The following is a 17,621-nucleotide window of genomic DNA, read 5'->3' as shown; positions in this document are numbered from 1 at the left end:
CCGGGCCGTAGGGAGCGTCCCTCCTCCCAGCGGCGCAGCCGCGCCAGAGAGGGGGGAAGCCGCGTCAGCGGCGCAGGGGGGTGTTCGCAGTCTCCATGGCCAGACAGAGGTCGGCCCAGGCCTTGGCCTTGTCGGCCGGGGTGCGCAGCAGGTAGGCGGGGTGGTAGGTCACGATCACCGGCACGCCTTCGTAGCGGTGCACGCGCCCGCGCAGGCGGCCGATGGGCTCGTCGGTCTTGAGCAGCGACTGCACCGCAAAACGCCCCATGGCCAGGATGATCTTCGGCTGCACCAAGGCCACCTGGCGCGCGAGGTAGGGCTCGCACTGCGCCACCTCGGCCGGCTGCGGGTTGCGGTTGGCCGGCGGCCGGCACTTGAGCACGTTGGCGATGTACGCGCCCTGTTCGCCCGTGCCGGTGCGGCTGCGGCCGACGGCGCGCAGCATGTTGTCCAGCAACTGGCCGGCCAGCCCCACAAAGGGTTCGCCCTGCAGGTCCTCGTGCTCACCCGGCGCTTCGCCGACGATCATCCAGTCGGCCTGCACGTCGCCCACGCCGAACACCGTGTTCTTGCGGCCGCGGCACAGACCACAGGCTTCGCACCCGGCCACCGCGGCCTGCAACGTGGGCCAGTCCATGGTCTCGATGCCGGCCGGGCGCGGCGACAGGCCCACATCGGCCGGACCGCTGGCGGCGGGCGCCGGGCTGCGCACCGGGGCCGCCACGGGCACGGCGGACACGGCCGGTGCCGCTGGCGCACGGGCCACGGGCGCTGGTGCGGGCCGCACCGCGGGGGCCTGCACCGCGGGCGCAGCGGGCACCGGCTCGGCCTGCACCGCGGGTGCAGGCGCCACCGCCGCCACCGGCTTGGGCGCCCAGATCTTGACGCCCATCTCGGCCAGCATGGCGCGCTGGCGCGCGTCCAGCAGCGGCACGAACGAGGTGTCGGCGTCCTTCAGTTCGTCGTTGCTCATGCGGCGCCTCCGGCCGCGCGCGCGGCCACCAGGTTCAGGCTCATGACCACCGCGTCTTCGCGCTGGCCCTGGCCCGCCGGGTAATAGTCCCGGCGGATGCCGACCTGCTGGAAACCATACCCCTCGTAGAGCGCACGCGCCGGGACATTGCCGGCGCGCACCTCCAGCCACAGCCACTGCGCGCGCTGGCCGCGCGACCACAGGCACAGCGCGTCCAGCAGAAAACGCGCCCAGCCCTGGCGCTGGTGCGCCGGGGCCACGGTGATGTTGAGCAGGTGCACCTCGTCCACACCGGGCATGGCCACCAGGTAGCCCAGCAGCACGCGGCCTTCAGGCCGGGCCGGGTGCACCAGCTCGCCCGGCAGGGCTTCGCCCAGCAGCAGCATGGCGGGGTAGCCGGCGGCCAGCGAGTCGGCAAAGTGTTTGCGCGACCAGGGGTGGGTGTAAGCGGATTTTTCGACCTCGCAGACCGCGTCCAGGTCGGCCTCGGTCAGGGGCTCGAAGGCGATGCGGCGCTCGGCCGCGCGCGGCGGCCGGCCGGCGGCGTCGGGCCAGTCGGTGCTGTGCCACACCGGCAGGGTGGCGGACGGGGCCACGCTCATGCCTCTGGCTCCGGCGTCTGTTCGGCCAGGCGGGCGATCTGCGCCTGCCGCAGGGTTTCGCGCTCGGCCGTGGTCAGGGCCACCTTGTCGCGCACGTACAGCGGCAGGGCGTCCTGCGCAGCCACGGCGGCGCCAGCGGCCAGCAGGCCGGGCGCCAGGCGCAGCAGGGCGGCGGCGGTGGGCAGGGCGTGCTGGCGCTCGCCCGGCAGGTCGCTGATCTGCGGGCCGTACACCTCGAACACATTGCCCGCCAGCAGGCAGTCGCCCGCGGCCAGCGAAAGCCCGGCCGGCAGCCCCTGCTGCAGCCAGGCACCCAGGTCGGCCGGCGCGCACAGGCGCGGCGGTGCCAGCGGCTCGGCCAGCAGCCCCTGCGGGCCGTGGGCGTAAAGCGCCACGTAGATCTCGTCCATGCGCGCGTCCAGCAAGGCGGCCACCACAGGCGGCAGCGGCTGGCCGGCCTGCGCGCGCTGGTGGCAGGCCTCGTCGGCCAGGGCCAGCAGGCTGTCCACCGGCAGCACCGGCAGGCCGCCGGGGTGGGCGGCGGAGCGGGCACCGTAGGCCAGGCCCTGGGCCACGGCGCAGGCCGTTCGCAGGCCGGTGAAGGCACCGGGGCCGCGCGCGAACACGATCGCGTCCAGCGCCGCCAGCGGCCAGCCGGCCTGGGCCAGCAAGGCCTGCACCGCCGGCAACAGCGTGGCCGAGGCCTGCGCCGCACCCGGCCCGGTGTGGCCGGCCAGTGGCGCGGGACCACCGACCGCGACCGACAAGGTGTCGGTGCTGGTCTCGATGGCGAGCAGTTTCAAAGCGTGGGCGGCGGGCATCGGGCGATTATCGGTGAGCCCCTAGGAGGCTGCGCGGCAGAAGGCATCGAAGCGAAACGCGCGAAAACCGAGGATCGTGTGGCGCGACCGACAAGCCCAGGGTGGCCCCCTGGGCGCAGGAGGTGGTACCACAGGAGACCGGTTTGTCGCGTGTTGCAGCCGATGTTCCTTCTGCCGCGCAGACTCCTAGCCCCCACCGGGCCGCCCGGCGCGGCGGCGCTCGGGCGACACTGGACACGTTCCCGTGGAGGCGGGCACCTGCTGTCGGGATGGGCTGCAAGGCCCACAACGCAGACGGGCCGGGCGGCCCGGCGAGGCCATGCCGTGGTGGCAGACCGCCCGGGAGCGGGATGCCCGCGCCACATGGCACTGGATCAGCGTTGCCCTCGATAATCCGCGTCCATGTCTGCCCCCACTTCACCCATGCGCCGCATCCGCCCCTGGCTGGCCGGCGGTTTGCTGGCCGTCGCCGCCTGCAGCGCCATGGCCCAGGGCAGCCTGCCCCCCGGCGTGGCCGGCGCCCTGCAACGCGCCGGCCTGCCCGCCAGCGCTTTCTCGGCCCTGGTGGTGCCGGTCGCGCCCCCCGATGCGCCCGAGCGCCTGCGCCACCGCGCCGACGAGCCGGTCAACCCGGCATCGGTGATGAAGCTGGTGACCACCTACGCCGCCATCGACCTGCTGGGCCCGGACTTCACCTGGCGCACCCGCTTCTACACCGATGCGCCGCCCAGCGCGGGCGCCCTGCGCGGCAACCTCTACATCCGCGGCGGCGGCGACCCCAAGCTGGTGCTCGAACGCATCCAGGACGCCTTCCTGGCCTTGCACGACAAGGGTGTGCAGGTCGTGCTGGGCGACATCGTGCTCGACCACAGCGCGTTCGAGGTCCCGAGCCACGATCCGGGCGAGTTCGACGGCGAAGGCCTGCGCCCCTACAACGCCAGCCCCGACGCGCTGCTGGTGAACTTCAAATCGGTGATCCTGAGCTTCCAGCCCGACCCGGCCGCCGGCGTGGCCGTGGTGCGCAGCGAACCGCCGATGGCCGGCCTGGCCATCGACGCCACAGTGCCGCTGTCCAAAGCCGGCTGTGGCGACTGGCGCGGCGCGCTGCGGGCGCGGTTCGACGACGCCAACACCGTGCGTTTCGAAGGCCGCTACCCGCAAAGCTGCGGCGAGAAGGTCTGGCCCGTGGCCTACCAGGACCCGGCCAGCTACGCCGCGCGCGCCATCGAAGGCCTGTGGCGCGCCAGCGGCGGCGCGCTCACCGGCACCGTGCGCACCGGCCTCACGCCACCGGCGGCGGTGCTGCTGCACGAGGCGCAGTCGTTGCCGCTCTCTGACATCATCACCGACGTCAACCAGTGGAGCAACAACGTGATGGCGCAGCAGGTGTTCCTCACGCTCGGGCGCCTCTCGCCCGCGCGTGTCGACGCCGCCACCGCGCCGCGCGGCCCGCTCACCCCGGTGCGCACCGGGCGCTTCGAGCGCTCGCGCGAGGTGGTCGCGCGCTGGTGGAAGACCACCTTCGGCATCCGCCCCACGCCGCCCGTGCTGGACAACGGCGCCGGCCTCTCGCGCGACGAACGCATCACCCCCGACGCGCTGGCCCACCTGCTGCGCCACGCGGCCCGGCACCCCAACGGCGAACGGTTCGTGCAGTCGCTGTCGGTGGCCGGCGTCAACGGCACGGCCGCACGCATGGCGCGCGGCGCCGACAGCGCGGCGCGCGGCAACGCCTGGCTCAAGACCGGCACGCTGCGCGACGTGGTGGGCGTCGCCGGCTATGTCAACGCGCAGAACGGCCAACGCTACGCCGTGGTGGGCTTCATCAACCACCCCAACGCCGGCGCCGGGCGCCCGGCGCTCGACGCGCTGGTGGAATGGACTGCCAGTCTGCGGGACTGAGCAGACCTGGGTGAACCCGGCCCGTGCGTGCACGCGCCGGTCGCGGGGACGGACGGGCCGCCGCAGGCTTCTGTCTTGTGGTGCGGGCGCATCGCCAAGGCTGTGTCGACCTCCCCGGTCACCGGACCGTGGGCTTTTTCTCACGCGCCGGTAGGCAAGCCTGGACACCTGCAGTGAGAATGCACCTGCCACCCCGGCTTGCGAACCTGGGCACCAGGCGCGTGACCGGCCTTCCGGCCACCACAGGCCTTGTTTGCGGGTGACGGGCAAGCCAGGCCTGCGCGTTTTCCCTGTGGTACACAAGTGGTAACGCCGGTTACCATCGAAAACGAACGGTCGTTCTATTCACACCCAAGCCAGGAGATATGCATGAGTATGTTGAAACCGGTTGCAGCAGCGCTGGCCGTGGCCTCCCTGCTGGCCGCCTGCGGCGGCGGCGACAGCACCACCGACGGCGCCAGCTACGACCTCAGCGGCGCCCCGGGCAGCCTGATCGCATCCCCCTCCGCAATGATCAGCCTCACGCCCGCGGACTTCCAGGCGGCGGCACCGGCCACGCTGTTCCTGGTCGCCGGCGTGCCCAAGTGCACGGTGACCTTCAACTACTTCCAGTACGGCACGGTGGGCGGCGCCGGTGAGAAGACCACCGCCTCGGGCGGCATCATGGTCCCCAGCGGAGCCGACGCAGCCTGCACCGGGCCACGTCCGGTGCTGCTGTACGCCCACGGCACCACGACGAACAAGAACAAGAACATGGCCAGCCCCGCCGATAACGAGGCCGCGCTGGTGGCCGCCATGTACGCCGCGCAGGGTTACATCGTCGTGGCGCCCAACTACGCCGGCTACGAAGCCTCCACGCTGTCCTACCACCCCTACGTGAACCTGGAACAACAGGCCAAAGACGTGGTGGATGCACTCACCGCCGCGCGCAAGGGTTTTGCCGCCGTGGGTGCGAGCGCGAACAGCAAGCTGTTCGTGTCGGGCTATTCGCAGGGCGGCTTTGTTTCCATGGCAGCGCAGCGCGCACTGCAGCTGGCGGGCACGCCGGTCACCGCGGGAGCTCACCTGTCTGGCCCTTACGCATTGGCCAGCTATGTGGATGCCAACTTTGCAGGCAGAGTGGGCTTGGGCGCCACCGTGTTCGCACCGCTGCTGAGCACCAGCTTCCAGCGTGCCTACGGCAACATCTACGCCAGCCCGGAAGCGATGTACGAAGCCACCTTCTCCTCGGGCATCGAAACCTTGCTGCCCAGCACCACGCCCATCGACACCCTGTTCAGCACGGGCAAGCTGCCCGCGACCTTCATGTTTGAAGGTGCAGCACCGGACCCTCGGCTCGCCATCTTCTTCGGCACGCCCAACCTGGTCAAAACCGACTACCGGCAGGCGGTGCTGGCGGACGCGATGACCCACCCGACCACCCCCCAACACCCGCTGCGGGTGGCCGCCAGCAAGAACGACCTGCTCAAGCAGAACTGGACCCCCACCCAGCCCATGCTGCTGTGCGGAGGCAACGCAGACCCCACGGTGTTTTTTGATGTCAACACGCAAGGCGCCAAGACCTACTTCAACGGCAAGAGCGTGCCCGATCCCATGGTCAAGGTGCTTGACGTGGACAGCGCCTTTGCCGGCGACGGCTTCGACACCGCGCGCGGCGGCTTTGCGCAGGCCAAGGCGGCCGCCGGTGACGCCTCCACCGTGCTGCGCGACTACCATGGCACGCTGGTGCCCCCGTTCTGCAACGCGGCGGCCCGAGGCTACTTCAACAACTTCCTGACCAGCCCGAGCGCGTCTGCGTCCTGATGCCGCCCCTTCACGGAGAACACACAACATGAACAAAACCCTGATCGCGGCCGCAACCGTGCTCACCAGCCTGGGCGCCTCGGCCCAGACCTCGCTCACCCTCTACGGCCTGGCCGACATGAGCCTCACCCGCGTGACCGGCTATGCGCAAGGCAGCGTCACGTCGCTCAACAGCGGGCACATGGAAGGCTCGCGCTGGGGCGTCAAAGGCGAAGAAGACCTGGGCGGTGGCTACAAGGCCCTGTTCACGCTGGAAAGCCGGGCGGAACTCGATTCCGGTGGCCTGGGCAACCGCCCCAAATCGGGCACCCAGCTGCCCGACCGGGTGACCGCCGGCCTGCCCGCTTCGCTGGCCACGGCCCTGACCAATGTGGCCATCGGCCCGTCGCTGGGCGTCAACCTGAACAACGCCGGTTTCGACCGCCAGGCCTGGCTGGGTCTGGTCACGCCGGTGGGCGGTTTCCTCATGGGACGGCAGTACACGCCCGCCTTCGAGACCTTTGCCACCTTCGACCTCATGGGCACGCAGAGCGCGCTGTCGGCGGGTCAGATCATCACCATCCCGGCGGGCATGGACATCCGCTACAACAACGCGCTGCAGTACCGCGTGGTGCAAGGGCCCTGGAGCGCATCGCTCATGGCCAGCTTCACCGGCGGCGCCAGCAGCTCGAGCAGCCAGCTGCTGGGCCTCAATGCCATCTACCGCGGCAACGCCTTCCAGGCCGGCTTCGGCTACAACACCAAGAACGACTCGGCGGGTCGGCAGGCCCTGCGCAACACGGTGTTCGGCGCCTCGACCACCCAGGGGGCCTGGAAGCTGTCGGGTCTGTTCATGCGCATCGAAGAGCCCAACCCTTCCGCCGGCCAGGAACTCGCGGCCGGGCTGGCGGCCCAGGCGGTCCCGCTGCCCTTGATCAACACCGTGCTCGACCGGCTCAAGCAGGACGCCGACCTGGCGCACCTGGGCGCGCGCTACGACATGGGCACCGCGGGTCACGTGACCGTGGCCATCAACCGCCTGAACGACCGCCGCAGTTCCAACGCAGACACCACTTCTTACGGCGTGGCCTACACCTACCCGCTGTCCAAGCGCACCAGCCTGTATGGCGTGCTCACCCGCTTTGACAACAGCGACACGGCACAGGCCGCACCGGGCGGCAATGGCTACCTGGGCGGTGTCACCGCGACGGCAGGAACCGACTCGACCTCCATCGCCCTGGGCATGCGCCACAGCTTCTGAAGCCGCCGCCCGGCCAAGAAAAAAGCCGGCCCTTGGCCGGCTTTTTTGTGCGCCCTCAGATCACGCCGCCGCGCGCTGCAGCCGGTCGCGCACGCCGTCCCAGTCGGCGCCCTCGGGCGGTTTCTCGACCCAGATCAGCTTGACGCCGGTGGCGTCGAGTTCGCGCAGCACGGCAAACAGCTCCTGCGCGCAGGCGGCGGCGTCGGCCGGCATGCGACGCTGGGTCACACCGCGCCCGCCGCGCAGCGTGGCCCGTGCGTACACCGCGATGCCCTTGGCGTCGGCGCCCAGCACGTCCAGCGCCGCCTGCAGCTGGGCGGCCGGCATGAGCCGCACCTGGGCGCTGGGCGCGTAGTGCGATTCCAGCGTGCCCGAGGCGCGTGGCGCCGCTTCGTCGCGTTCGCGCAGCGGCTGGCCGCAGACGGCCTCGATCTGCGTTGGCGTGACCATGCCGGGGCGCAGCAGCACCGGCACACCGCGCGAGCAGTCGACGATGGTCGACTCAATGCCCACCGGGCAGGCGCCGCCGTCGAGGATCAGCAGCTGTTCATCGCCCAGCTCGGCGAATTCTTCGGCCACGTGCGCCGCGGTGGTGGGGCTGACACGGCCGAAGCGGTTGGCGCTGGGCGCAGCCACACCCAGCACGCCGTGGGCGCGCGCGGCCTTCAGCAGCGCCTGCGCCACCGGGTGCGACGGGCAGCGCAGGCCCACCGAATCCTGCCCGCCCGCCGCCACCGCCGCCACCTCGGGCCGGCGCGGCAGGATCAAGGTCAGCGGGCCGGGCCAGAAGGCGTTCATCAGCGCCACGGCGAAGTCGGGCACCTCGCGCGCCAGCGGGGCCACGGCGGCGCGCCAGTCGCCGCCCTCGGCCGGGGGCAGGTGCACGATCAACGGGTGGTCGCTGGGCCGGCCCTTGGCTTCAAAGATGCCACGCACCGCACTGGCGTTGCCGGCGTCGGCCGCCAGGCCGTAGACGGTTTCGGTCGGCATGCCGACCAGGTCGCCCGCGGCCAGACGTTGGGCGGCCTGCTCGATGGCGGCCGGGTCGCTGGCGTTCAGGGTCAGGGGCACGGGCTTAGTCCAGCGCGGGCAGACCGAGCAGCGCAAGCACCTGGGCCGCCGTCTCGCGCACCTGCGCCACCGAGGCCCCGGTTATGTTCAGGTGGCCCATCTTGCGGCCCGGGCGGGCGCTGAGCTTGCCGTACAGGTGCAGGTGGGTGCCGGGCAGGGCCAGCACCTGCGCCCAGGGCGGCGCCACCGGCTGTTCGCTGGCCTGGGCGCGCACGCCGTTGGCGTTGAACCAGAGATCGCCCAGCAGGTTGACCATGAGGGCCGGGCTGTGCTGGCGCGGCGTGGGCAGCGGCAGGCCGGCCAGCGCGCGCACCTGCGCCTCGAACTGGGACATGTCGCAGGCGTTCTGCGTGTAGTGGCCGCTGTTGTGCGGGCGCGGCGCCATCTCGTTGACGATCAGGTCGCTGCCGCCCTGGCCGTTGTCGACCACGAAGTACTCGACGCACAGCACACCAACGTAGTTCAGGTGGTGGGCGATCGCCACCGTGCTGGCCTGTGCGCGCGCCGCTAGGTCGGCCGGCACCGCGCCCTCGTACACCTCGGTGAGGGCCAGGATGCCGTCGTGGTGCGTGTTCTTCTGCACCGGGAAGGCGACCACCTGGCCGTCGGCGCCGCGCGCCACGATGACCGAGCACTCGCTCTGCAGCGGCATCAGCTTTTCCAGCACGCAGGGCACGCGGCCCAGCTGGTCCCACGCGGATGCCAGTTCTTCGCGGTTCTTCACGCGGATCTGGCCCTTGCCGTCGTAGCCCAGGCGCGCGGTCTTGACGATGCCGGGCAGCAGGTCGGCCGGCACGGCCGCCAGCAGTTCGGGCGTCTCGATGGCCGCGTACGGCGCCGGGTAGACGCCGCTGATGGGGCCGCACTGGACGAAGTGCGCCTTCTCCTGGATGCGGTCCTGCGCCACGGCCACGCAGCTGGCCGAGGGCGCCACCGGGCGGTGTGCGCCCAGGGTGATCAGCGCGGGCGCAGGCACGTTCTCGAACTCGGTGGTGATGGCGTCGCAGCGCTGCATCAGCTGGGCCAGGCCCTGCTCGTCGTCGTACGGCGTCTCGATGTGGAAATGCGCCACCAGACCGGCCGGGCTGGCCGGATCGGGGTCGAGCACCGCCGTGAAATAGCCCATGGCCTGCGCAGCCTGCACGAACATGCGGCCGAGCTGGCCGCCGCCCATCACGCCCAGGGTCATCTGTTGGCCGCGGTCGGACAGGGCGCCGGGCAGCAAAGGTTTGAGGCTCATGAGGTTCAGACCGGCAATGTCATGGCGCGCGCGGCTTCGGTCTGCGCCGTGCGGAAGGCTTCGAGCTTTTCCCGCAGGGCCGGGTCCTGGTTGGCCAGCAGGGCCACGGCGAACAGCGCCGCGTTGGCGGCCCCGGCGGCGCCGATGGCGAACGTGGCCACCGGCACGCCCTTGGGCATCTGCACGATGCTGTGCAGCGAATCCACGCCCGACAGCGCCTTGGACTGCACCGGCACGCCCAGCACCGGCACCACCGTCTTGGCGGCGATCATGCCCGGCAGGTGGGCCGCGCCGCCGGCGCCGGCGATGATGGCCTGCAGCCCGCGGCCGACGGCGGCCTCGGCGTAGGCGAACATGTCGTCGGGCATGCGGTGGGCCGAGACCACGCGCGCCTCGTGCGCGATGCCGAAGTCTTTGAGGATCTGCACGGCGTGCTGCATGGTGTCCCAGTCGCTGCTGGAACCCATGACCACGCCGACCTGGATGGAGCTCATGAAGGGGGCTTTCTGCCGGGCACGGGGGCGGCCGGCGGGTGCTGGCGCGGCCGGGGAATCGGTCGCGCTCCGGTAAAGTGTGGATTTTACGTTTTGCGCCCACTAGGACGCCCGCCGAGAACGCCACCGCCATGATCAACGTCACCATCGAAAACTTTGAAGCCGAGGTCATCGAAGCCTCGCAACACACGCCCGTGCTGGTGGATTTCTGGGCCACGTGGTGCGGCCCCTGCAAGGTGATCGGCCCGCTGCTGGAGAAGGTGGAAGCCGACTACGCCGGCCGCTTCAAGCTGGTCAAGATCGACTCCGACCAGGAACAGCAGCTGGCCCAGGCCTTCGGCGTCCGCAGCATCCCGACCTGCGTGCTGATGATCAACGGCCAGCCGGTCGACGGTTTCATGGGCGCCCTGCCCGAAGGCCAGATCAAGGCCTTCCTGGACAAGCACCTGCCCCCCGCGGAGGAAGTGGAAGCCGCCGCAGAAGAGGCCGAAGCGCTGGACGCGCTGGCCGACGGCGACCTGGAAGGCGCGCTGGAGAAGCTGCGGCACGCGGTGCAGACCGACCCGAACAACGACGACGCGCGCTTCGACCTGGTCAAGCTGCTGCTGGAGATGGAGCTGGACGACGACGCCAAGGTGGCGTTCGCGCCGGTCATCGCCAAGTCCGCCGGCGTGCGCCGGCTCGATTCGCTCAACCGCTGGATCCAGGCCCGCGACGCCCACGCAGAGGTGGCCGACCCGCAGGCCCGCGCGGCCGAGCTGCAGGCAAAAATCGCCGCCAACAAGCGCGACTTCGACAGCCGCTTCGCGCTGGCCCAGCTGCTGCTGGCGCACAGCCAGTTCGTGCCGGCCATGGACGAGCTGCTGGAAATCCTGATGCGCGACAAGGCCTGGAACGACGAGCTGGCGCGCAAGACCTTCATCGCCATCCTGGACGTGATCGAGCCGCCCAAACCCAAGGTGGCCGAAGGCCAGGTGCCGCCCGAAGACCCGACCGTGGCCACCTACCGCCGGCGCCTGTCCAGCGTGGTGCTCAGCTGATCGACGCCCCCGAAATGGAAAAGGGCCGCAACCGCGGCCCTTTTTGGGTGGGCGCGGGCGCCCTCACTCCGGCTTGAAACCGGCTTCCTTGAGCAGCTCGGCGCTGCGCGTCACGTCGGCGGCCACGAACTGGCGGAACTGGTCGGTCGTCTCCAGCACCGGCAGGATGCCCAGCGCGGTGAACGCCCCGGCGCGCGCCAGCCCGGCGGTGGCCTTGTTGATGGCCTTGTTCAGGGTCTGCACCCGGTCGGCCGGCGTGCCCTTGGGCGCCCACACGCCGTACCAAGAGTTGTAGACCATGCCGGGGAAGCCGCTTTCCACCGCGGTGGGCACGTCGGGCGCGACGCCGCTGCGCTGGGCGGAGGTGACCGCGATGGCTTTGACCTTGCCCCCGCGCGCCATGCCCTGCAGCGAAATGATGGAGTCCATCAGCAGCTGCACGTGGCCACCGGCCACGTCGGCCAGCGCGGGCGCGGTGCCGCGGTAGGACGTCGTGGTCAGCTTGAGCTTGCCCTGCTGGGCCAGCAGCAGCGTGGCCAGGTGGCTGGGTGCGCCCAGGGCCGGCACGGCGGCGGTCCACTTGTCGGGCTGGGCGCGGGCGGCCTCCAGCACTTCTTTCAGGTTCTTCTGCGGCGCGGTCGGCGGGATCACCAGCAGCAGCGGCGCCTCGCCCACGCGCGCCACGGGCGCGAAGTCGGTCTGCGGGTCGTAGGGCGGCACGGCCAGCACCTGCTTGGCCAGCACGTGGGTGGCGGCCGAGAACAGCAGGGTCATGCCGTCGGGCGCGGCCGTCTGCACCGACTTGCCGCCGATGGTGCCGCTGGCGCCGGCCCGGTTCTCCACGATCACCGACAGGCCCAGGTCGGTCTGCAGCTGTTTGCCCAGCAGGCGCGCCGCCTGGTCGACGCCGCCACCGGCGGCAAAGGGCACGATCAGCCTGAGCGTGCCCTCGGGCAATTTGTCTTGTGCCCAGGCGGGTGCGAGGGCGCTGAGGCCCAGCACGGCACAGGCGATGCGTCTTTTCATCATGGTCTTGTCTCCTTCTGACATTCAAACAGGTGGGGCGGGGCGGGTGCCGCGGGAGCGGCGTCTTTCAAACACGGTCAGCGTGGCCTCGATGTCGTCGGCCTCGATGTCGCGGGTGATGAACACGATGCGGCTGCGCCGGTCCTCGCTGGGCCAGCGCGGCAGGGTCTCGGGTGGGTGGAACAGGTGCTGCACGCCGTGGATGACCATCGGGTGCTCCGGGTCGTCGGCCAGCTGCACGATGCCCTTGACGCGCAGCAGGTCGTCGCCGCGCATGGCGGCGATCATGTCCAGCCAGGCCATGAAGCCTTCGCGCGACATCGGCTGCTCGCGCACGATCACGTGCGAGCGGATGTGGTCGTCGTGCCGGTTCGGGTCGTGCTGACCCGGCGCGCTAACCGGGAAGAAGTACGAGCGCGTGCTGTCGGGCTCGGCCTGCAGGGGCACCAGCGCAGCGCTGGGCCGGTCCAGCAGGCCCAGCAGCGCCTGCAGGGCACCGTCGGGTTCGGTGCTCAGGGCCGCCAGCGGGTTGATGGCGCGCAGCCGCTCGGTCAACGGCGCCAGTTGCTCGGGCGGCACCAGGTCGGTCTTGGTGAGCAGCAGGCGGTCGGCCACGGCGGCCTGTTTCACGGCCTCGGGGTGCTGGTCCAGCGTGGCCATGGCGTTGAAAGCGTCCACCGTGCAGGCCACGCCGGCCAGGCGCCAGTGGCGCTCCAGGCGCGGGTCGCCCATGAGCGTGTGCAGGATGGGCGCCGGGTCGGCCAGGCCGGTGGTCTCCACCACCACGTGGCGCAGCTCGCCACGTTGCGCTTCGGGGCTCTGCGCCAGGCGCTCGAAGGCCTCGACCAGATCGCCGCGCACCGTGCAGCAGATGCAGCCGTTGGCCAGCAGCACCATGTTCTCCTGCGTGTGGTCCACCAGGTCGTGGTCCAGCCCCACCGAGCCGAATTCGTTGATGACCACCGCCGTGCCGCGCATGTCGACGTCGGGCTGGCGCAGCAGGCGGTTGAGCAGCGTGGTCTTGCCGCTGCCGAGAAAGCCGGTGAGCACGGTGATGGGCACGCGCACAGCCGGCGCGGCGCTGTCGCCGGGGTCCAGAGGGGGCAGGATGAAGGCCATGGGGTGACGGACTCAGGTCGACGAAGGGCCGTGCAGCTTGGCGAACGAATCGAGCGTGCGCGCCAGGCGGCTGAGCAGCCAGTCGGCCACGGCCTCGTGTGCCTCGCCGTCTTCCAGCCGGGCCAGCAGGGTCGCCACCGGCTTCTGCTGCTGGTCGATGGCACCGGGTTGCAGCAGGAAGGCCACCACCGCCGCTTCGCCCAGGCGCTCGCTCTCGGCCCACAGGTAGTCGGCGATGTCGAGCTCGAAGTCTTCCAGCGAGACACTCACGCCGCCCGTCATGCAGCCGCAGCCGGCGCCCAGCGTCACGTGCTGGGCCGAGAGCCGGCTCCACAGGTTCGCCAGGCGTTCGGCGCGCGGATCGGCCACGGCGGTGCTCACTGGCCGTCCCAGGCCAGGTCTTCGGCCGCGGCGGTGGCCTGGCCGCTGCGCAGCGCCTGGGTCGCGGCGTGGTCCACCTGGCCATTGCTGTCCAGCGCCACCTGGTAGACCTCGCGCGCCACCTGGGCGCTCACATAACCTTCGCGCACGTCCTCGGCCACCAGGTCCAGGTCGCGTTCGAGCGGGCTGCCGAAGCCGCCGCCGCCGCCCGAGAGCATCTTGTAGGCGTCGCCGCGCTCCAGCCGCACGTTGAAGATCTTGGCGTTGGCGTGGTCGGTCTTCCACTCGCCCTTGTGGCGCACGGCCAAGCCGTTGCCCATGGCGTCGCCGCCACCGTCCAGGCCCCAGGGCTTGCAGTGCACGCGGTCGATGCGGGTGGTCACGGTGAAGGGGCTCAATGCCTGCACCACCATCTCGGCCCCCAGGCCACCGCGGTGGCGGCCGGCGCCGGCGCTGTCCTGGCGGATCTGGTACTTCTCCACCAGCACCGGGTACTTGGATTCGAGCTGCTCGGTCGGGCTGTTGTGGGTGTCGCCGTCGTTGATGCAGACGGTGACCGAGACGCCGTCCTCGGTGCTCTTGGCGCCCCAGCCGCCACCCAGCGGGCCGATGCCGACGATGAACAAACGGCCATCTTCCGGGCTGATGCCGTGGATGTTGGGGAACACCAGGTCGGCGTGGTGGCCGGCGATGGAGCGGTGCGGAATGGCCGGTGCCAGCGCCTTGAAGATGGTGTCGATCACCGTCATCGGGAAGGTCATCCAGACCCGCATCGGGTAGGGGCGCTCGGCGCTGATCACCGTGCCCATGGGCATGATGACTTTCAGCGGCCGGAACGAGCCGTCGTTGACCGGGTAGTCGGTGGGCGTGGTCAGGCACTTGTAGGCCACCTGCGCACAGGCGATGCCGGTGGTGAAGCCGCTGTTGTAAAAACCGCGCACCTGCTTGCTCACGTCCGACAGGTCCACCGTCATCTCGTCGCCGGTCACGGTGACCTTGACGCGGATCGGGATGCGCTTGCCGATCTCCAGCCCGTCGTCGTCCATGAAGGATTCGGCTTCGTACACGCCATCGGGGATGGACAGCGTGTTCTTGCGCGCCACGGCCTCGCTCGAATCCATGATCTGGCGGATCGACGCGTTCACCGCCTCGGCGCCGTAGCGCTGCAGCAGCTCCACGTAGCGGCGCTCGCCGGTGGTGATGGCGGTGATCTGCGCGCGCAGGTCGCCCAGGGCGCGCTCGGCCAGGCGCACGTTCATGGCGATGATGTCGATCAGGTCCTGGTTCACCACGCCTTCGCGCTGGTACTTCAGGATCGGGATCTGGATGCCTTCGCTGAAGATGTCGGTGGTCACGTTGCCCAGCGTGCCGCCCACGTCCAGCCAGTGCGCCATGCAGCAGGTGAAGCCTTCGAGCCGACCCTCGTGAAAGATCGGCATCGTGAACGTGAAGTGGTTCAGGTGGCTGCCGGTGGTGTAGGCGTCGTTGGTGACCAGGATGTCGCCGGGCTTGATGTTGTCGACGCCGAAATGGCGGATCTTGGCCTTCACGGTCTCGGACATGCCGCGGATGAACATGGGCAGGCCCAGGCCGATGGAGACCGTGTCGCCTTCCTTGGTGAACAGGCCGACGGTGAAGTCCAGCGCCTCGTAAATGATCAGGTTGTAGGCGGTGCGCGTGAGGTTGGTCTTCATCTCTTCCGTCACGGCGTAGAGGCCGTTGCGGATGATTTCGACGGTGACGGGATCGACAACCTGGGGGGTGGTGGGGGTGTTCATGTGTTCTCCTTGAAGCGCCCGTTCAGGAACGGTCCGAGCCAATGCTGATCTGCAGGTTGCCGAGTTCGTCCACGCGCAGCGCGTCGCCGGGCTGCACCACGGTGGTCGAGGCGTGTTCCTCGATCAGGGCCGGGCCCGTGATCTCATTGCCGGCCAGCAGCCGGTCGCGGATGTAGACCGGGGTGTCGGCCCAGCCGCCCGAGCGGAAGTACACCGGCTTGACCGCGCGCACCGCGGCGGCGTCGGGCGTGGCGGTGCCGGCAGCCACGCTGTGTTTGGGCGGCTTCTTCATGGTGCCCAGCACGGTCACGCGCAGGCTCACCAGGTCGGCCGGCTCTTTGGGGGCCGACGTGCCGTAGCGCACCTTGTGCAGCTCGTCGAACTGCTGCTTGATCGCGGACCGGTCCTTGGCCGCGAAGAACTGCAGCGGCAGGTCCACCGTGACGGCGTGTTCCTGCCCCACGTAGCGCATGTCGGCGGCGCGTTCGATGACCACGCCATCGGCCTCGATGCCGGAAGCGGCGAGCGCGGCGCGGCCCTCGTCTTCCATGGTCTTGTAGGCGGCCTCGATCTCGTCGAAGGACACGTCGCCCAGCTTGCGGAACACCGAGCGCACGTAGTCGTAGCGCAGGTCGGAGAACAGCATGCCGTAGGCCGAGAAGTAGCCCGGCGCGTACGGGATCAGCACCTTGCGGATGCCGATTTCGCGCGCAATGGCCGAGGCATGCAGCGGGCCGGCGCCGCCGTACACCACCATGGTGAAGCTGCCGGCGTCCAGGCCGCGCTCGGTGGTCACGGCCTTCACGGCGTGCGACATCTGGGTGACGGCGATGCGCAGGATGCCGTCGGCCGCGGTGGTCGGGTCCAGGCCCAGCGGGCCGGCGATGCGTTCCTGCATCTGGCGCTGGCAGCCGGCCATGTCCAGCTTCAGTTCGCCACCCAGGAAGTGTTCGGCATCGAGCCGGCCCAGCACCAGGTTGGCGTCGGTCACGGTGGGTTCGGTGCCGCCGCGGCCGTAGGCCACCGGGCCGGGGATGGAACCCGCGCTCTGCGGGCCCACGCGCAGGGCGTTGCCGGTTTCCACGCGGGCGATCGAGCCGCCGCCGGTGCCCACCTCGTGGATGTCCATCATCGGGATCTGGATCGGCAGGGCGCGTTCGTAACCGCCGATCAGCGCCGAGCCGGTGGTCAGCGGCCGGCCTTCGCTGATGACGCCGGCCTTGGCCGTGGTGCCGCCCATGTCGAAGGCGATCGCGTCGCCCATGCCCAGCTGCGCGCAGATGGCCTGGGCACCGATCACGCCGGCCGCCGGGCCGGATTCGAGCATGCGCACGCAGCCGACCTTGGCGTGCTCCACCGGGAACAGGCCGCCGGTGGACTGCACGATGTAGAAGTCGCCGCCGAAGCCCTTGCTGCTCAGGTGGTCCTCCAGCTGGCCCAGATATTCGGAGACGCGCGGGCCGACGTAGGCGTTGGCCACGGCGGTGGAGACGCGCTCGAACTCGCGGTATTCCTGGCTCAGCTCGTGCGAGGCGCAGACGAAAGCGCCGGGGATCTCTTCCTGCAGGATCTGCTTGACGCGCTGCTCGTGCGCCGGGTTGCGGTAGCTGTGCAGCAGCAGCACGGCCACCGCCTCGATGCCCTGGCCGCGCAGGTCTTTGGCCAGCTCCCGCACCGCGGCTTCGTCCAGCGGCTTGTGGGTGCTGCCGTCGGCGCGCAGGCGCTCGGCCACCTCGTAGCGCAGCGAGCGCTTGACCAGCGGCTGGTGCTTGTTGAAGAACAGGTTGTAGGCGTCGGGCCGGTTGACGCGGCCGATCTCGTAGATGTCGCGAAAGCCTTCGGTGATCAGCAGCGCGGTTTTGGCACCGTTGCGTTCGAGCAGCGTGTTGATGGCGATGGTGGAACCGTGCAGGAACAGGTTGCCGTCGCGCCAGTCGATGTGTGCGCTGTCGATGGTGGACTGGATGCCCTTGACGAGTTCGCCGTGGGTGGACAGGGCCTTGCCGAACAGCAGCTTTCCGCTGGTCTCGTCGAAGGCGGCCATGTCGGTGAAGGTGCCGCCGATGTCGACGGCGATGCGCAGGTGGGGTTTGGGGTTCGGGGTGTTCATGGGGGTCTCCGGGTCGGGCAG

15 protein-coding genes are annotated in these 17,621 nt (G+C 70.4%); 4 read left to right on the top strand and 11 right to left on the bottom strand.

The genetic code is table 11. From position 1 onward, the window contains the following. Positions 1–64: 64 nt before the first annotated feature. Genes RMP09_RS14070 through tsaB form a run of 3 tightly spaced genes read right to left on the bottom strand, consistent with a single transcriptional unit; the run spans position 65 to position 2,396 of the window. Positions 65–973 carry a uracil-DNA glycosylase gene (locus tag RMP09_RS14070; protein ID WP_310566606.1) on the bottom strand — a complete coding sequence of 303 codons (909 nt, stop codon included), beginning with the start codon at positions 971–973 and terminating at the stop codon, positions 65–67. Continuing rightward, positions 970–1,575, bottom strand: a complete 606-nt coding sequence (gene rimI / locus RMP09_RS14065) for a ribosomal protein S18-alanine N-acetyltransferase (RefSeq protein ID WP_310566605.1) — start codon at positions 1,573–1,575, stop codon at positions 970–972. The genes RMP09_RS14070 and rimI overlap by 4 nt, the downstream gene beginning before the upstream one ends. Continuing rightward, entirely contained in the window at positions 1,572–2,396 is an 825-nt protein-coding gene (gene tsaB, locus RMP09_RS14060) for a tRNA (adenosine(37)-N6)-threonylcarbamoyltransferase complex dimerization subunit type 1 TsaB (RefSeq protein ID WP_310566604.1), read from the bottom strand. Before tsaB ends, rimI begins: the two co-directional genes overlap by 4 nt. Positions 2,397–2,798: 402 nt before the next feature. Here tsaB and dacB point away from each other — a divergent pair, with 402 nt between their 5' ends. The 3 genes from dacB (at position 2,799) to RMP09_RS14045 (ending at position 7,341) form a co-directional block, all read left to right on the top strand. Then, positions 2,799–4,298: a D-alanyl-D-alanine carboxypeptidase/D-alanyl-D-alanine-endopeptidase gene (gene dacB, locus RMP09_RS14055; protein ID WP_310566603.1), complete on the top strand. Its 1,500-nt coding sequence runs from the start codon at positions 2,799–2,801 to the stop codon at positions 4,296–4,298. Positions 4,299–4,667: 369 nt separating this feature from the next. Beyond that, positions 4,668–6,101, top strand: a complete 1,434-nt coding sequence (locus RMP09_RS14050; RefSeq protein ID WP_310566602.1) for an alpha/beta hydrolase — start codon at positions 4,668–4,670, stop codon at positions 6,099–6,101. A 28-nt stretch (positions 6,102–6,129) separates the two neighbouring features. Continuing rightward, complete coding sequence (locus RMP09_RS14045) at positions 6,130–7,341, top strand: porin (RefSeq protein WP_310566601.1); 1,212 nt, start codon at positions 6,130–6,132, stop codon at positions 7,339–7,341. Between the two features lie 60 nt (positions 7,342–7,401). Here the strand turns inward: RMP09_RS14045 and RMP09_RS14040 are convergent, their stop codons facing one another. The 3 genes from RMP09_RS14040 to purE are packed head-to-tail and all read right to left on the bottom strand — an operon-like array spanning position 7,402 to position 10,146. Then, positions 7,402–8,406 (bottom strand): L-threonylcarbamoyladenylate synthase, encoded by a 1,005-nt coding sequence (locus RMP09_RS14040; RefSeq protein WP_310566643.1) that lies wholly within the window; start codon positions 8,404–8,406, stop codon positions 7,402–7,404. Between the two features lie 10 nt (positions 8,407–8,416). Further along, positions 8,417–9,652: a 5-(carboxyamino)imidazole ribonucleotide synthase gene (locus RMP09_RS14035; protein WP_310566600.1), complete on the bottom strand. Its 1,236-nt coding sequence runs from the start codon at positions 9,650–9,652 to the stop codon at positions 8,417–8,419. Positions 9,653–9,657: 5 nt separating this feature from the next. Next, a complete protein-coding gene (gene purE / locus RMP09_RS14030; RefSeq protein ID WP_310566599.1) occupies positions 9,658–10,146 on the bottom strand; it encodes a 5-(carboxyamino)imidazole ribonucleotide mutase in 489 nt (162 codons plus the stop codon). A 131-nt stretch (positions 10,147–10,277) separates the two neighbouring features. Between purE and trxA the strand changes: the two genes are divergently transcribed. Further along, the gene (trxA, locus tag RMP09_RS14025; RefSeq protein ID WP_310566598.1) at positions 10,278–11,186 is read left to right on the top strand and encodes a thioredoxin; all 909 of its coding nucleotides are present in this window, start codon (positions 10,278–10,280) and stop codon (positions 11,184–11,186) included. A gap of 63 nt (positions 11,187–11,249) precedes the next feature. Here trxA and RMP09_RS14020 read toward each other — a convergent pair whose 3' ends face one another. From RMP09_RS14020 to RMP09_RS14000, 5 genes are read right to left on the bottom strand one after another with little or no spacing between them, the layout of a single operon-like run. Next, complete coding sequence (locus tag RMP09_RS14020) at positions 11,250–12,212, bottom strand: Bug family tripartite tricarboxylate transporter substrate binding protein (protein WP_409559731.1); 963 nt, start codon at positions 12,210–12,212, stop codon at positions 11,250–11,252. A 24-nt stretch (positions 12,213–12,236) separates the two neighbouring features. Further along, complete coding sequence (locus RMP09_RS14015; protein WP_310566596.1) at positions 12,237–13,331, bottom strand: GTP-binding protein; 1,095 nt, start codon at positions 13,329–13,331, stop codon at positions 12,237–12,239. 12 nt (positions 13,332–13,343) lie between these two features. Continuing rightward, positions 13,344–13,712 (bottom strand): hypothetical protein, encoded by a 369-nt coding sequence (locus RMP09_RS14010; protein ID WP_310566595.1) that lies wholly within the window; start codon positions 13,710–13,712, stop codon positions 13,344–13,346. Continuing rightward, positions 13,709–15,490: a hydantoinase B/oxoprolinase family protein gene (locus RMP09_RS14005; RefSeq protein WP_310566594.1), complete on the bottom strand. Its 1,782-nt coding sequence runs from the start codon at positions 15,488–15,490 to the stop codon at positions 13,709–13,711. Before RMP09_RS14005 ends, RMP09_RS14010 begins: the two co-directional genes overlap by 4 nt. 22 nt (positions 15,491–15,512) lie before the next feature. After that, positions 15,513–17,600: a hydantoinase/oxoprolinase family protein gene (locus RMP09_RS14000; protein WP_310566593.1), complete on the bottom strand. Its 2,088-nt coding sequence runs from the start codon at positions 17,598–17,600 to the stop codon at positions 15,513–15,515. Positions 17,601–17,621: the final 21 nt, after the last annotated feature.

Source organism: Hydrogenophaga sp. (assembly GCF_031426985.1).
Classification (GTDB): domain Bacteria; phylum Pseudomonadota; class Gammaproteobacteria; order Burkholderiales; family Burkholderiaceae_C; genus Hydrogenophaga.
Note: the sequence above shows the minus strand (reverse complement) of the source record. Positions and strands in the feature narration are given on the sequence as shown.

Bases quoted from the DNA above. Each gene is read 5' to 3' on its own strand.
- RMP09_RS14070 (WP_310566606.1), bottom strand. From the start codon at position 973: ATGAGCAACGACGAACTGAAGGACGCCGACACCTCGTTCGTGCCGCTG.
- rimI (WP_310566605.1), bottom strand. From the start codon at position 1,575: ATGAGCGTGGCCCCGTCCGCCACCCTGCCGGTGTGGCACAGCACCGAC.
- tsaB (WP_310566604.1), bottom strand. From the start codon at position 2,396: ATGCCCGCCGCCCACGCTTTGAAACTGCTCGCCATCGAGACCAGCACC.
- dacB (WP_310566603.1), top strand. From the start codon at position 2,799: ATGTCTGCCCCCACTTCACCCATGCGCCGCATCCGCCCCTGGCTGGCC.
- RMP09_RS14050 (WP_310566602.1), top strand. From the start codon at position 4,668: ATGAGTATGTTGAAACCGGTTGCAGCAGCGCTGGCCGTGGCCTCCCTG.
- RMP09_RS14045 (WP_310566601.1), top strand. From the start codon at position 6,130: ATGAACAAAACCCTGATCGCGGCCGCAACCGTGCTCACCAGCCTGGGC.
- RMP09_RS14035 (WP_310566600.1), bottom strand. From the start codon at position 9,652: ATGAGCCTCAAACCTTTGCTGCCCGGCGCCCTGTCCGACCGCGGCCAA.
- purE (WP_310566599.1), bottom strand. From the start codon at position 10,146: ATGAGCTCCATCCAGGTCGGCGTGGTCATGGGTTCCAGCAGCGACTGG.
- trxA (WP_310566598.1), top strand. From the start codon at position 10,278: ATGATCAACGTCACCATCGAAAACTTTGAAGCCGAGGTCATCGAAGCC.
- RMP09_RS14020 (WP_409559731.1), bottom strand. From the start codon at position 12,212: ATGAAAAGACGCATCGCCTGTGCCGTGCTGGGCCTCAGCGCCCTCGCA.
- RMP09_RS14015 (WP_310566596.1), bottom strand. From the start codon at position 13,331: ATGGCCTTCATCCTGCCCCCTCTGGACCCCGGCGACAGCGCCGCGCCG.
- RMP09_RS14005 (WP_310566594.1), bottom strand. From the start codon at position 15,490: ATGAACACCCCCACCACCCCCCAGGTTGTCGATCCCGTCACCGTCGAA.
- RMP09_RS14000 (WP_310566593.1), bottom strand. From the start codon at position 17,600: ATGAACACCCCGAACCCCAAACCCCACCTGCGCATCGCCGTCGACATC.